The sequence below is a fragment of the Pyruvatibacter mobilis genome (assembly GCF_012848855.1).
Lineage (GTDB): Bacteria > Pseudomonadota > Alphaproteobacteria > CGMCC-115125 > CGMCC-115125 > Pyruvatibacter > Pyruvatibacter mobilis.
This window is the reverse complement of record NZ_CP051630.1, coordinates 652620-666288: the sequence shown is the minus strand read 5'-3', so window position 1 is coordinate 666288 and position 13669 is coordinate 652620. Positions and strand designations below refer to the sequence as shown.

Annotated in this window: 16 protein-coding genes and 1 tRNA gene; 7 read left to right on the top strand and 10 right to left on the bottom strand. The window is 65.5% G+C overall.

Annotated features, from left to right (window positions below; all coding sequences use genetic code 11):
• Positions 1–10 precede the first annotated feature (10 nt).
• Together ettA and HG718_RS03125 are read right to left on the bottom strand one after the other, a co-directional pair.
• Entirely contained in the window at positions 11–1669 is a 1659-nt protein-coding gene (gene ettA / locus HG718_RS03130) for an energy-dependent translational throttle protein EttA (protein ID WP_027844757.1), read from the bottom strand.
• Positions 1670–1716: 47 nt separating this feature from the next.
• Positions 1717–2298 carry a TetR/AcrR family transcriptional regulator gene (locus HG718_RS03125; RefSeq protein WP_160588955.1) on the bottom strand — a complete coding sequence of 194 codons (582 nt, stop codon included), beginning with the start codon at positions 2296–2298 and terminating at the stop codon, positions 1717–1719.
• A gap of 85 nt (positions 2299–2383) precedes the next feature.
• On the opposite strand from HG718_RS03125, the gene HG718_RS03120 reads away from it, so the two are divergent.
• From HG718_RS03120 to HG718_RS03110, 3 genes are all read left to right on the top strand, one after another.
• Positions 2384–2827 carry a nuclear transport factor 2 family protein gene (locus tag HG718_RS03120; RefSeq protein WP_160588956.1) on the top strand — a complete coding sequence of 148 codons (444 nt, stop codon included), beginning with the start codon at positions 2384–2386 and terminating at the stop codon, positions 2825–2827.
• 209 nt (positions 2828–3036) lie between these two features.
• A complete protein-coding gene (locus tag HG718_RS03115) occupies positions 3037–3219 on the top strand; it encodes a PLDc N-terminal domain-containing protein (protein ID WP_027844758.1) in 183 nt (60 codons plus the stop codon).
• Positions 3220–3264: 45 nt separating this feature from the next.
• Positions 3265–4590 (top strand): tetratricopeptide repeat protein, encoded by a 1326-nt coding sequence (locus HG718_RS03110; protein ID WP_160588957.1) that lies wholly within the window; start codon positions 3265–3267, stop codon positions 4588–4590.
• 28 nt (positions 4591–4618) lie between these two features.
• Here the strand turns inward: HG718_RS03110 and HG718_RS03105 are convergent, their stop codons facing one another.
• Positions 4619–5683, bottom strand: a complete 1065-nt coding sequence (locus HG718_RS03105; RefSeq protein ID WP_205345721.1) for a TIGR00341 family protein — start codon at positions 5681–5683, stop codon at positions 4619–4621.
• 333 nt (positions 5684–6016) lie between these two features.
• Between HG718_RS03105 and HG718_RS03100 the strand changes: the two genes are divergently transcribed.
• Positions 6017–6925: a hypothetical protein gene (locus HG718_RS03100; protein ID WP_160588958.1), complete on the top strand. Its 909-nt coding sequence runs from the start codon at positions 6017–6019 to the stop codon at positions 6923–6925.
• 42 nt (positions 6926–6967) lie between these two features.
• Here HG718_RS03100 and HG718_RS03095 read toward each other — a convergent pair.
• Positions 6968–7044 (bottom strand) — tRNA-Ile (locus HG718_RS03095).
• Positions 7045–7285: 241 nt separating this feature from the next.
• On the opposite strand from HG718_RS03095, the gene HG718_RS03090 reads away from it, so the two are divergent.
• Positions 7286–8029, top strand: a complete 744-nt coding sequence (locus HG718_RS03090; protein WP_205345722.1) for an SIMPL domain-containing protein — start codon at positions 7286–7288, stop codon at positions 8027–8029.
• A gap of 80 nt (positions 8030–8109) precedes the next feature.
• Here HG718_RS03090 and HG718_RS03085 read toward each other — a convergent pair whose 3' ends face one another.
• Entirely contained in the window at positions 8110–8376 is a 267-nt protein-coding gene (locus HG718_RS03085) for a winged helix-turn-helix transcriptional regulator (RefSeq protein ID WP_160589023.1), read from the bottom strand.
• Positions 8377–8578: 202 nt separating this feature from the next.
• Here HG718_RS03085 and HG718_RS03080 point away from each other — a divergent pair, with 202 nt between their 5' ends.
• Positions 8579–9160 carry a carboxymuconolactone decarboxylase family protein gene (locus tag HG718_RS03080; protein WP_160588959.1) on the top strand — a complete coding sequence of 194 codons (582 nt, stop codon included), beginning with the start codon at positions 8579–8581 and terminating at the stop codon, positions 9158–9160.
• A gap of 32 nt (positions 9161–9192) precedes the next feature.
• Here HG718_RS03080 and HG718_RS03075 read toward each other — a convergent pair whose 3' ends face one another.
• Both HG718_RS03075 and panD read right to left on the bottom strand, forming a co-directional pair.
• Positions 9193–9660: a hypothetical protein gene (locus HG718_RS03075; RefSeq protein WP_160588960.1), complete on the bottom strand. Its 468-nt coding sequence runs from the start codon at positions 9658–9660 to the stop codon at positions 9193–9195.
• Positions 9661–9691: 31 nt separating this feature from the next.
• On the bottom strand, positions 9692–10048 hold the full coding sequence (gene panD / locus HG718_RS03070; protein ID WP_160588961.1) for an aspartate 1-decarboxylase: 357 nt from the start codon (positions 10046–10048) through the stop codon (positions 9692–9694).
• Positions 10049–10352: 304 nt separating this feature from the next.
• Here panD and HG718_RS03065 point away from each other — a divergent pair, with 304 nt between their 5' ends.
• Positions 10353–10793 carry a DM13 domain-containing protein gene (locus HG718_RS03065; RefSeq protein ID WP_160588962.1) on the top strand — a complete coding sequence of 147 codons (441 nt, stop codon included), beginning with the start codon at positions 10353–10355 and terminating at the stop codon, positions 10791–10793.
• A 27-nt stretch (positions 10794–10820) separates the two neighbouring features.
• Here the strand turns inward: HG718_RS03065 and HG718_RS03060 are convergent, their stop codons facing one another.
• The 3 genes from HG718_RS03060 to HG718_RS03050 form a co-directional block, all read right to left on the bottom strand.
• Entirely contained in the window at positions 10821–12110 is a 1290-nt protein-coding gene (locus HG718_RS03060) for a hypothetical protein (RefSeq protein WP_160588963.1), read from the bottom strand.
• A 14-nt stretch (positions 12111–12124) separates the two neighbouring features.
• Positions 12125–12703 (bottom strand): hypothetical protein, encoded by a 579-nt coding sequence (locus tag HG718_RS03055; RefSeq protein WP_160588964.1) that lies wholly within the window; start codon positions 12701–12703, stop codon positions 12125–12127.
• Positions 12704–12856: 153 nt separating this feature from the next.
• A complete protein-coding gene (locus HG718_RS03050) occupies positions 12857–13669 on the bottom strand; it encodes a helix-turn-helix domain-containing protein (RefSeq protein ID WP_244624775.1) in 813 nt (270 codons plus the stop codon).

Below are 13669 nucleotides of genomic sequence, written 5' to 3'. Positions count from 1 at the left end.
AACTGCCTTTCTAGGCGCGCGCAAAGCGCTTGTATTTGATCCGTGTCGGTACCGCGGCCTTTTCGCCCAGGCGGCGCTTGCGGTCCTCTTCGTAATCCTCGTAATTGCCCTCGAACCATTCCACGTGGCTGTCGCCCTCAAAAGCCAGGATGTGGGTGGCAATACGATCCAGGAACCAGCGATCATGGCTGATAACGATGGCGCAGCCAGCGAAATTCGCCAGCGCGTCTTCAAGCGCGCGCAGCGTGTCCACGTCGAGGTCATTGGTCGGTTCGTCAAGCAGCAGAAGGTTGGCGCCGGACTTGAGCATCTTCGACAGATGCACGCGGTTGCGCTCACCGCCCGACAGCAGCCCCACCTTGCGCTGCTGGTCGGTGCCCTTGAAGTTGAACGAGCTCACATAGGCGCGTGAGTTGATCTGCTGCTCGCCAAGCTGGATCACGTCCAGCCCGTCGGAGACTTCCTCCCACACGGTCTTTTCCGGGTCCAGCGCGTCACGGCTCTGGTCCACATAGCCCATCACCACGGTCTCGCCGATCTTCAGCTCGCCGTCATCCGGCGTCTCCTGCCCCGTCAGCATGCGGAACAACGTGGTCTTGCCCGCGCCGTTGGGACCGATGACGCCCACAATGCCGCCCGGCGGCAGGGTGAAGGACAAATCGTCGATCAGAAGCCGGTCACCGAACGCCTTGGTCAGGTGGTTGGCCTCGATCACATTGCCGCCCAGCCGCGGACCGGCGGGAATGGTGATCTGGCCCTTGCGCTCTTCTTCCGGGCCCTTCTGGTTCAGCAGTTCGTCATAGGCCTGGATACGCGCCTTGGACTTGGCCTGCCGCGCCTTGGGGCTCGAGCGCACCCACTCCACTTCGCGGGCCAGCGTGCGCTGGCGCGCCACATCCTCGCGCGCTTCCTGCTCAAGCCGCTTCTGCTTCTGTTCGAGCCACGACGAATAGTTCCCCTCATAGGGAATGCCCCGCCCGCGGTCGATCTCCAGGATCCAGCCCGTGATGTTGTCGAGGAAATAGCGGTCATGGGTCACCAGCACGACGGTGCCCGTATATTCCTTGAGGTAGTTTTCGAGCCAGGCGACGGATTCCGCGTCCAGATGGTTGGTCGGTTCGTCGAGCAGCAGCAGGTCCGGCTTTTCCAGCAGCAGGCGGCACAGGGCCACGCGGCGGCGCTCACCGCCCGACAACTTGGTCACATCCGCGTCCCCGTCCGGGCAGCGCAGCGCGTCCATCGCCATCTCCACCTGGCTGTCCAGGTCCCACAGATTCTTGGCGTCGATCTCGTCCTGAAGGGCCGACATCTCGTCGGCGGTCTCCTCGGAATAGTTCATGGCAAGCTCGTTGTAGCGCTCGAGCTTGGCGGTGAGCTCTGCCACCCCTTCCATCACGTTTTCCCGCGCGGTCTTCGACGCGTCGAGCTCCGGCTCCTGCTGCAGATAGCCAACCTTGGCGCCTTCGGCCGCCCAGGCGTCGCCCTGATATTCCTTGTCCGTGCCCGCCATGATGCGCAGCAGGGTGGATTTACCCGCGCCGTTAAGGCCCACCACGCCGATCTTGGCACCCGGCAGAAAGCTCAGCCGCACATTGTCCAGCACCTGCCGGCCGCCCGGATAGGTCTTGGACAGGCCATCCATCACATAAACGTACTGATAAGCTGCCAATGTGCTTCCTACTCTAAATCTGTGGGGTTGGTGGCTCCGCGCCGGCGTTATTTCAGACCGTCCAAAATCCCTGCGAACACGGATAGATAGTCTTTTGCTGCGGCGTCGAAGTCATCTTGTGCGGCGCAATCCAGAGCCGCGGCTTGGATACCACCAAGCATCACACGAGACAATGATTTCAGCGGCTGCGGCCGGATCGCCCCGGCCTCCATCGCCTCCCCCAGCGCCGAGGTGACGAGCCCGCCGAAATGGTGGGCATCGATCCGGTGCCAAGTATCGTGGCCAAGGACCGCCGGGCCGTCCTGCAGGAAGATGCGCCGCCTCAGCGGTTCAGCGCACAGCCGGAAGAACCCCGTCGCCGACTGCTTCAGAACATCCAGCGGCGGCTGGCCGGGCGCGATCTCCTGCCGCATTTCCGCAGCGATCTCTGCCGCCACGGCCTCGAACACCGCTTCGAAGATCTCATGCTTGTTCTTGAAGTGATGATAGATGCCGCCCTTCGCCACGCCTGCCCTGGCGACGATGTCATCCATCTTCGTGTCGTCGAACCCGTTGGTCCCGAACAGCGCCGTTGCCGCCTCGATAACAGCTGAGCGCGTCGCAGCGCGTCTTTCTTCCTGAGTGGCCACGGACCTACCCTTGACATACCGACTCTCAGTCTGTAATTACAGACCTACAGTCGGTTTATTAAACACATCATGAGGAAACGACAAGATGACCTTCGCCACCCCATCCCCCATCAAGCCCACAGCTCACGACCTGACCGAGCGCTGCCGCCAGACAGCGGCCGATCTCGTGGCAGCTTTCGCCGCCCAGGACATTGAGACCATCATGAGCCTGTTCGCCGACGACGCCACCTATTGCGATGTGCAGGGTGCCGGCCAGCGCGGCGACGAATATCACGGAAAGGATGCCATTCGTGCAGCCTTTCTGGCGGGCTTCGACGCGCTCGGTGAGCACACCTATGAGGCCGTGGCCGTCGCAGCCGAAGGCACGACGGCCTTCGCCAGCTGGGTGCTCATCCATGGCCGGGCCGATGACCCCTCCGCCCCGCGCTTTGATGGTGCTGACCACTTCGAGATGGACGAAAACGCCCGCGTTGTCCTGAAGAAGGGCTGGCTCAAAGGCCTGTCCGCCGTCCTCCCGGAAGCGGCCTGACCTGCTCAGCAGAGTCTGGAAACACACACCACAGCCCGTGCGGACTTCTGTCCGCGCGGGCTTTTTTATGGCGGATGCGGACGCCTCAGCGGTCGCGCCGAAGCCACAAAAAAAGTAGGATGCCCGCCAAGGCAGGCGCCGCGGCATGTCGCGAAGATATTCGGGTCCGCGTCCTGCCGTTCGACTGGGACAATTTCAGGAAATTTCACATGTTCGGTTTGGAAGTCGGCGGCCTATTCGGCCTCATCTGGCTCATCATCATCCTCTGGGCCATCATCAAGGTCGCCCAGTCCAACGCAGGCGCGCTGGCCAAGGCCATCTGGATCGTCGTGCTTCTGTTCCTGCCGCTGATCGGCCTCATCGCCTGGCTGCTGTTCGGCCCCAAGGGCTGACACCCGTAAAAAAGGCTCCGGGACACACGCGACGGGAGACGCACCATGCCGACCGACAAGCAGGGAAACCCCCTCAACGGTGCCACAGCTGACGCCGCCGACCTGTTCGCCGGCGCGCTGGATGATTTCAACCGCTATGCGGGCGACCCGCTGGGCAAGCTCGACGAAGCGATTGCCGCCGCGCCGGACTTCGCCATGGCGCATCTCCTGAAGGGCCATATCTACGCCACCGCCACGGAGCCCGCCGCCTGCAAGGCCGCGGCGGGCATCCTGGCGGAAGTGCGCAAGCTGCCCCTCACCGACCGCGAGCAGAGCCACGCCGAAGCGCTGGCCCATGTGATCGACGGCAACTGGACAAAAGCCGCCCTCACCCTCGACCACCATTCCATGACCTGGCCGCACGACATGGCGGCGCTCCAGATCGGCCATCTGATCGATTTCTTCCGCGCCAATGCGCGTGACCTGCGCGACCGCCTGTCCCGCGCCCTGCCCCTGTGGCCGGAGGACATGCACGGCCGCTCATTCCTGATGGGCATGCACGCTTTCGGGCTGGAAGAAGCCGGCGACTATGATGCCGCCGAAGCCGTGGGCCGCGAGGCCCTGGCGCTGGAGCCCGCCGACTGCTGGGCCCACCACGCCGTCGCCCATGTGATGGAGATGCAGGGCCGCGCCGAGGACGGCATCGGCTGGATGGTCGCCCGCCAGCCCTATTGGGCCGCCGACGGCGTCTTCTTCCAGACCCACAATTGGTGGCACTGGGCCCTGTTCCACATGGATCTCGAAGACTACGGCGCGGCCTTGCGCCTTTATGACGATCATGTCCGCGCCGAGCCATCCCAGCTCGCCGTCGATCTGGTGGACGCCGCGGCCCTCCTGTGGCGGCTTGATCTTGCGGGCATCGATACCGGCGACCGCTGGGGAGAGCTGGCCGACAGCTGGAAGGTTCACGCCGACGGCTGCCTCTACCCCTTCAACGACATGCACGCGGCCATGGCCTATATCGGCGCGGGCCGCCTTGCGGATCTCGATGACCTCCTGTCGGATTACCGCGCCAACGCCAAGGAAGTGACCGAGGTTGACCGCTGGTGGACCAGCTTCGGCCTGCCCCTGCTCGAAGGGTTCGAAGCCTTTGCGAAGGATGATTTCGACACCGCAGCCGACCGCCTGCACGGCGCCCGCTACATCGCGAATGCCTTCGGCGGCAGCCACGCCCAGCGCGACGTCATCGACTGGACCCTGATGGAAGCCTGCCTGCGCGGCGGCCTGCGCAGCAAGGCTGAAGCCCTGGCCCATGAGCGGCTGACCCAGAAGCCCCTGAGCGCCGTCAATCGCGGCTTCCTTGCCCGCGCCCTCGCCCAGCCCGAAGGGTAACGGGCCCAACGGATAGCCAGCCCATCCGTCAGTCCACGGACACATCCGAAGGCGATGCAAAGCCCTGCCCCTCGGCCACGCCTTCCGTCTCGCGCGCGAACCAGATGGCGGTGGCCAGCACCACCACCAGCAGCAGCCACACCGACACATTGATGTAGCGCGCCGGGCGCGATGCTTTCTTCTCTGCCCAGGTGCGCGGGCCGATGCCCTTGGCGACGAACACGATCTGCGCCACCAGGTTCACACACGCAATGTTCACCGCCAGCAGCAGCCCCGCGCTGCCCGCAGCCGCAAGATTGCCGCTGCCGAGCATGATGCCCACGGCAGCCGCGGGCGGCAGCAGCGCCACGGCCACCATCACCCCCACCAGCGTCGCCGACAGCCCCGTGGTGAGCGACAGCACCGCCGCAGCCCCCGCAGCCAGCGCCAGCGCGATGCTGTCAAACCCCACCACCGTGCGCGACAGCAGCTCCGGGGATTGAAGCGCGCCCGTCCAGAACGCGCCGATCACATAGGAAAAGAACAGCGCCAGGATAATCCCAACCACATTGGTGCCCAGCGCCCGGAACATCAGCGTCCGGTCGCCGATCGCCGTGCCGAAGGCAAAGGCGAGGTTCGGCCCCAGCAGCGGTGCGATCACCATGGCGCCGATCACCACTGCCACATTGTCCGTCAGCATGCCGATGCCCGCCGTGATGGTGGACAGCACCGTGAGGATCAGGAAATTGAGATCAAGCCGCGCGCCCTTGGTCACCTCGTTCCAGATCACTTCGCGGCTGACGGTGATCGACGCAAACGAGAACCGCCGCGCCACCTCATCCGCCGGCGGCCGCGCATTGTCCTCCGGCCCCGGCACGCTGGCCTGGATCGGCAGCACCACCGCCCGCCAGTTTTCCTGCGCGCCGATGGCCGCCTGCAGCGCGTCCAGCAGTTCCTGCGACCGCTTGGTGGAGATGACGTAGCGCACCAGGCACCGGTCCATCTCCCCGCGCTCATCCGCATAGACGTCGAGCGCGTTCTTCTGTTCGCCAAGGGCAACCAGCGTATCCACATGGCCATGATCGGCCGTCACTTCGATGAGCTGCAGCGCCACCTCTGATCATCCTCTCCTGGCGCTGCCCATGGCGGGCGCGCTCCCCCGCGCCGGATCGCTAAAATGCGCGCGGTCATTCTATATGGCTGTTAACCATGGCCGATACTCTGCCTACGAACATTCAGCCAGCATTCAGGATTCCAGGCCGATCATCCCCGCAGGCAAACACTGAACCACGTCTGATGCAGCATAGCAGGCCCGGTTCACCAGCACAGGACGGAGTGCACCATGGGGATGGTCAAAAGCAATGCCGGCGCTTTTTTCCGGAAGATGGCCGACCTCCCCCCCAAGAACTAAGCGCCGCCCCGCCCTTTCGGGACAGGAGAGACATTCATGGTTATCGGCTTCAATCTCTATGACATCGCCAAGATCATCGCCGTCATCTCGATCGGCGCTGTGGTCCTCATGATCTTCAGCCTGCCCATCCAGGCCTTCCTCTATGTGCTCGACAGCTTCGGCCACCTGGCCGACAACGGCATGGGCTATCTCAAATACATCGCCTATCTGCTGATTGCCGCAGGGCTGTTCTTCCTTGTCAGGCGCCAATGGGCCCGCGTCGGCATCGCCGCTGCGGTTCTGGCGGCCTTCGGGGCCCTTGTCGGCTTCATGAGTTCCGGCATGCGTGGCGACGTGGTGGCCTATGGCTCCGAGCGCAACGAGCAATGGGCCGCGGCCCTTGCCGGCCAGCCGCGCTATGCGCCCATCGCCTGGCTCGAGCCCGAGGCCATCGGCAATCTGCGCCGCCAGGTGGATGTGAGCTGCTGCACCAACGAGGCCGTGCTGCGGGAGGAAGGCACCTATCCCAGGCAGACCGGCATCGGCACCCGCGTCGGCAAATACCGCATTTCCGCCACCGGCGCCCTGGCCTCCACCACCTTCCTCACCGATTACATCGACGTGGTGGAAGACGGTGCCGGCGACTGGCTGGCCTTCTACAACCAGTGCGTCGCCCCCGCCCAGTGGGACATGGCGGATTATGCCCGCAAATACGGCAAGGGTGCCGCCGACCGCGTGACCCACGAAAACAACATGAAGCTGGCCCGCCGGCCCGAGCCCTGCAAGACCATGGAGGGTGTCGAGGAAAAATACGACCTCGGCCTCGCCGCCCGCATGACGGACGTCATCGCAGCTGACGGCGGCCGCGCGGCGGCCCTCCTTGAGTCTGACGGCCTGGACGCCGCCTGCGCCGCCCACGAACGCTGCACAGCCTTCGAGCGGGATTTCGCCCTCGACGTGAAATAGGCCCCGGCGGGGCCGCCTATGGGCTGAGAAAACAAGAAGAAATGGTGGGCCGGGCAGGACTTGAACCCGCGACCAGACCGTTATGAGCGGTCCGCTCTAACCAGCTGAGCTACCGGCCCCACCGCGCATGGCGGGGCCGGAAGGGCGGAATCGCGGGCCCCCGGCTGCGCCATGCAGACAGCGCTAATAGCAGATCAGGCACCGGGAGCGAAACCGTCACGATTGGGGCATAGTTTCGTCCGCAATGTCGTCACGATTGCAGCCGACAACAGGACCACAAGCGCCGGTGCCCGGCCCGCTCACATATGAGCCACAGGATCTCGTCCGCCAACGGACCAACCATCAACCAAGGAGCCTGCCATGCGCGCCCGACCCATTCCCCTCCCCTCCATGATCGCGGCAGCCTTTGCCGGTGCCATGCTGCTGGCGGCCCCCGCCATGGCGCAGGAAATGAAGCGGCCCGTCCGCACCATCACCATCCAGGGCGAAGGCAGCGTCACCGCCAAGCCGGACACCGCCAGCGTCAATGCCGGTGTCGTCACCGAGGCCGAGACCGCCCGCGAGGCGCTCACCGCCAATACGGACAAGATGAGCAAGGTATTCAGCGCCATCAAATCCGCCGGCATCGCCGAGGATGACATCCGCACCTCCAACTTCTCCGTCAGCCCGGTCTATTCCCATTCCCCGCGCAAGCCGGACGGCAGCCAGGAAGAGCCGAAGATCACCGGCTACCGCGCCTTCAACAACGTCTCCGTCATCATCCGTGACCTGACGAAAGTGGGTGCCGTGCTCGATGAGCTGGTGACCGCCGGCGCCAACAATGTGAATGGCGTGAATTTCTATATCGACGACACCCAGGCGCTGACCGACAAGGCCCGTACCCAGGCCGTCGAGGATGCCCTGCGCCGCGCCACCCTGCTCACCCAGGCCGCCGGCGCCAATCTCGGCAAGGTCATCACCATCTCCGAGAATGGCGGCTACACCCCGCAGCCGGTGATGATGATGCGCGCCGAAGCTGCCGATTTCGGCGGCAAGGCTGCCCCCGTGGCTGGCGGCACCCAGGAAATCACCGCCAGTGTGACCCTGGTCATCGAGCTGGAATAGCAGCCGCGCACAGCTTGCGAAAACGCAACACCGGTCCGTCAGCAATGGCGGGCCGGTTTTTTCGTGCACGCCCGCGAGCCCTAGTGCAGGTCGCCTGCCCACACCTCAGCCCATTGCGTCAGCGCCGCCAGGCTCTGCCGCAGCTCATGGCCTTGCGCTGTCAGGGCATAGCCGCCCTCCCCCAGCGCCACGATGCGGGCGTCACGCAGCTCTTTCAGCCGCGTATTGAGCGTCGAGGGCGTCAGCTCGGCGGCATCCTGCAGCGCCCGGAAGGTGAGCGCGTCCTGCCGCAATTCCCAGATGATGCGCAGGGCGCCGCGCCGGCCCAGAAGGTCCAGCAGCACCATGACCGGCCGCCCGGTGCGTGACCCGCGCACCGGCTGCCCCGGTTTCGGGGTCTCCGGCGCATTATTCTTTGGCGATCTGGCCACGGTCTCTTCCGCTCCTGCCTCCTGCCGTTGCCTGCAGATTCCCTCTTGCACACCGGCCGGTTGCTATTATTTTCATAGCACGCTACGAAATTCATAGCATCCTATTGGGAGCCACCAGATGACACAAGCCACAGACCCCGCGCCCGCATCAGGCCGCATTACCCCCGCCACTCCGCCTTATGCGGAAGGCATCGCCAGACATCTCGACAAGGTCATGCCCGAGGGCGTGCCGCCGCTGGTGCTGTTCACCACGCTTGCCCGCAATCCGCGCGTCTTCAGCCGCATGATGTCCGGCGGCCTGCTCGACAGGGGCACCCTCACCCTGCGCCAGCGCGAAGTGATGATCGACCGCACCACCGCCCTGTGCGGCGCCGAATATGAATGGGGTGTCCACATTGCCTTCTTCGGCGAGCGCGGCGGCATCACCCCGGACCAGTCCCGGTCGATCGTCACCGGCCTGCCGGATGATCCGTGCTGGGAGGAAGAGGAAGACCGCCTGATCCTGCGCCTGGCCGACAGCCTGCACGAGACCAGCAGCGTCGATGACGCCCTGTGGACCGCCCTGCGCGATGTTTTCAGCGAGGAGCAGCTGATCGAACTCGTTGTGCTGGCAGGCTACTACCACACCATCTCGTTCTGCTGCCGTGCCTTCGGCCTGCCGCTCGAGCCCTATGCGGCCCGCTTCGACGCCGTGACATAGCGGCATAGGAGGAAAGGGTCGCTGAAGCGTCTTCAGCCCTCGAAGTCAGCCTTCGACCAGCTGATCTCCACCGCTTCAGCGGCATCCTCGTCGCCATGCAGGGGAATGACGCGGGACAGCCAGCATTCCTTCATATGCGGCAGATAGCCGGCGCAGCGGGCCTTCATCTCCTCGATGGCGGCCTCCCGCGTCGGCGCGCCGCAGCTCGCCGTGGTGAAATGGATCTCCTCCAGCATCACCCCCATGATGGCGGCCCAGCCGCCGGCGTCGCATGCCACCAGCGTGTAGCAGTCATCAGCCGAGCCCACGGCCGCCGCGCAGGCCTTGGCAGCGCAGGTCATCGCGTCCGCCGCCGTCGCCCCGCGACATTCCTCGAAAGCTGCCTCCGGCGCATAGACCGCTGCATAGCCCGGCCCGGCGGGGTCCGCCCGGACAGACGAAACCGCCGCGACCAGCAGGATCACGGCGGCGAAAAAATGAAACGAAATGGTGCGGATCATCTGCGGCCAGCCTTTCACATGGGAAAGAAATCTAGGCCGCAGTCTGAACCTCATTGCCCTCGCCGAGCAAGATCGCGGTGGGGTTGTAGTTGCGGGCTTCTTCCGCTTCCACTTGCGCGTAAGCTGCGATGATGACCTTGTCACCGATGCACACCTTGCGGGCAGCCGCACCGTTGAGCGCGATCACCTTGCTGCCGCGCGCGCCTTCGATGACATAGGTCGTGAAGCGCTCGCCATTATCGATATTGTAGATATCGACCTGCTCGTTCGGCAGCAGGCCCGCCGCGTCCATCAGGTCACGGTCGATGGCGATGGAACCTTCATAGTGAAGGTCCGCCCCGGTCACCGTGGCACGGTGCAGCTTGCATTTCAGCATGGTCAGCAGCATGAGCGTCCGCTCCTTGCGTCTGGGCGCGAAACCGGCAGGAATCCGCGCAAAATACGCTCTCGCACCTGCGAGAATTTGGACAGGTTGTAGCCGCAGCGCCCGATCCTGTCCACAGCCGCGATATGGGGGCTGCAATCCGGATTTGAAGGAGCTGGCAGCCTGAAACGCCCGGTTTCCGGCCTTTTGCGTGCCGGGAGTCCCCGCTCACGCCCGCTTCACCGGCCCCTCACGCGATGTTGGATGGCATGTGAGCGGCCCGACGGGGACAGTAAGGGCCCTGGCACCCCTCCCGGAGGACACCCCCATGCGCCCGATTGCCCGCTTGAAGACCTTCACAGCAGCCGCCCTCGTGGCACTGGCAGGTCTGGCCGCCGCTGCCCTTCCCGCCGCCTCCCTTCCCGCCTCTGCGCAGGAGGCACCGGCCCGCAGCGGCTTCGACGTCACCGCCGAGCGGATCGACGGCACCTGGTCACTGGAGACCCGCGCCGACGGCACCTACCTGCTGTTCAACGAGGATTTCAGCACCGCCAGCGGCCCCGACCTCAAGGTCTTCCTGTCACCCCAGGAGGTGACCGATGTGCGTGACCGCACCGCCACCCGCAACGCGGTGAAGCTCGGCGCCCTCAAGCGCACACGCGGCGCACAGGAATACCGCCTGCCGGACGGCATCGACCTCTCCGCCTTCCGCTCGCTCCTCATCCACTGCGAGCGCTATTCCCATTTCTGGGGCGGCGCGGCGCTTTAGGGCACCGGGGCAGCGCGGCTCAGGCGCTCAGTAGCGCCAGCGCAGCCCCAGCCCCGCAATGCCGCTGTCATAATCCTGACGGCCGATGGTCGAGGACTGGCGGAAATAGCGCCCCCGCGCCACGAGCGCGAGATCATCGCCCGCAAGGGGAAAGGCCGCCTCCAGACCCGCCGCCAGCGTCAGGTCCCGCCGCACCTCGGTCGTCTGCACAGTGTCCTTGCGCTGGTGCCACGCACCACCCACCGAGGCGTCAGCCGTCACATCGGCCAGGTCGAGCACGTCAAACCAGGTCACCGCCGGTCCGACACTCACCGACACCCGGTCAAAGGCGTCCGTCTGCGCATCCTGGAAGCTGACGACACTCCGCAGGCTCACCCGGGCGCCGGGCAGCATATGCACGCTGCTATAGGCCGTTTCGAGATCGGCCCGCCAGCCATCAAGCGTGTCGAACTGGTCGTACTCGATCACCTGCGCACGTCCCGTCACCGACAGGATGCGCCCGGGTGACAGCTGGCTGACCAGCGACGCCGAGGCTCCGCCGCGCCAGGAGAGACCGGAAACACCGTCGCCGGAGAAATCCCGCGCCACGAAGGGTTGCAGATGCAGCACCCGCTGCGGCCCCATCAGCTTGCTGTAGCGGCCGGAGAGGCCAAGCCCGAGATAATCAAGATCCTGCTCGTCGAGATAGAACTGGTTGCTGACCGACGCCCCCACCTCCCAGGTGGAGGTGTCGTTGAAGGCAAGCCGGTGGCGTATGGCCGCCTGCCCCGACGCCCGCAGCGTGTCGGTCCGCTGCGGCACGAACAGGGTCGCATCGTCAAACCGCCCCACCTGGCTGGCACCGAAATGCCCTTCGATGAATTCCTCCGCAAACAGCTTGGTCGCCTGGCCTGTCTGACCCAGCAGGAAGGCGCGGGTCATGTCCTGCGCATAGGCCCGGCGTGCAGCCTCCGTCACGGCAGACCGGAGCGCCGGGTTCGCATCAAGCCGTGCCCGCAGCGCCGCCCGGGCGGCATCGGCCCGCGGCCGCAATGCAGCCGGCAGGGCCGCCATGTCGATATGGTCAAGGCTGATGCCCGCCACCACCAGCCGGTCCTGCTTGAGCGCCACCAGCGCCGTCAGCAGCCATGCCCGCGCCTGGTCCGACCGCCCGTCGGGCGTCTGTGCCAGCAGCCCCTGCCGGGCACCCGCCACATCGCCCGCATCGAACTGAGAATAAAGGTCGTCCAGCCGGTCCGCCCGCGCCGCCGTCGCACCGCCCAGCACCAGCCCCGCACTCAGCCCCACACCAATCAGGATGGCAGCAATCCGCTTCATCGCACGCGCCCCCATCAGTCCGAAAACCCGAACTCGGTGCACACGCCCATGATCTCCGTGAAACACACCAGCGTGCGTCCACCACCGCCTGCGCCCACGATGAGCCCGTTGTCCAGCAGCACCCCGCCCGTATTGGTGACGACATCCGGGTTCTGGCTTGTGCCGCCCGGATCGTTCGTCAGCCCCCAGAAGTTCAGCATCACCCCACGCCAGAACTCGTCCTGCGTGTTGTTGAATGAACTCTCGATGGCCCCGGCGAAGGACAGCTCATGCAGGAAGATCTTGCCGTCATCATCCGCATCACCAGCCCCGGTCTGTATGTAGACGCCATCTTCCGGCGAATAGAGCATCAGCCCGCCGCCTGACCCGCCGCCCGATCCGCGCCCCGGCCCGCCGGGATCAGAGGCGGCATTCTGCGGTGTCCCCTCCGCCGGCGCAGCGTTCCCCCCGCCGGGTGGCTCGTCCCACGCTCTCGGAAAGCCGTTCTCGCCAAGTTCCACGCCCTGCGCCCGCCACACGGACACAACGTCGAATGCCAGCGCCGGGCCGCCCGCGCTCCCCGCCAGCAGCGCCCCGACAAGCACGCTCCGCATTCCCGACCGCACACCCCGTCTGGTGGTCATTCCGTCACCTCACCCGCAGAAAACCAAGATTTTCTGCAAGGTAGAAAGCCGAACGCGTCAGGTCAGCCCGCACAATTATGCGGGGTGACAGACCTCGTCAGGAGGGGAACGGGGCAGTCCCGGTCAGGGCGCGATCAGCCCCGCCCGCAGGGCCACGGCCACGGCCTGTGCCTGGGTCCGGGTCTCAAGCCGAGCCATAGCCCGGCGCAGATGAAACCGCACCGTATGCACGCTCAGCCCGAGAATAACGGCGATCTCTTCGGCACTCTTGCCCAGCGCCACCCAGGTCAGGCAGTCCTGCTCCCGCGGCGTCAGCCGCAGGGCCGTATCGGTCGTGCCCCGGGCCTCGCCCGGCCGGCGCATGCCGGCGGCGCCCCGCCCGCTCACCGCATCACTGCCAAGCCGCACCACCACCTCGCCATCCGGCTCGCGGCCCTGCGAGAAGGCTGTAAGAAAGCCCTGCAGCAGAACGGACAAGGCCTGCAATTCCTTGTCATGCGCTGCCAGTTCGGCCGCGGCATCCACGGCGGTGTCGGCGAACAGCAGCACACCGCCATAACACCCGCCCCCCGATGTCGGCAGCACCCGGCCGCGCCCCAGCCCCGCCTCGCGCATCACGTCAAAGCGCATGGCGGCATAGGCACTGGCCTTGGGCATCTCCTCCTCGAAGCCGAACGGCGTAAGCAGGCCCGTATCCACCCGGTCGAGCAGCGGGTCGTCGTCCCACCAGGGACCGGTCTCGTCCAGGCTGCCGAACACGTCCGGCAATGATGTGATCAGGAAGATATCCGCGCGGTCATTCGCCCGGTGGCTCGTGCCCACATAGCCGCGGGCCCCGCGCCGCGCGGCATGCTGTTCGAACACGGATGATAAAGCACGCGGCGTCGCTGCCTGCTGAAAGGCATCGAGCGTTGTTTCAAAGGCGAGTTGTGACAC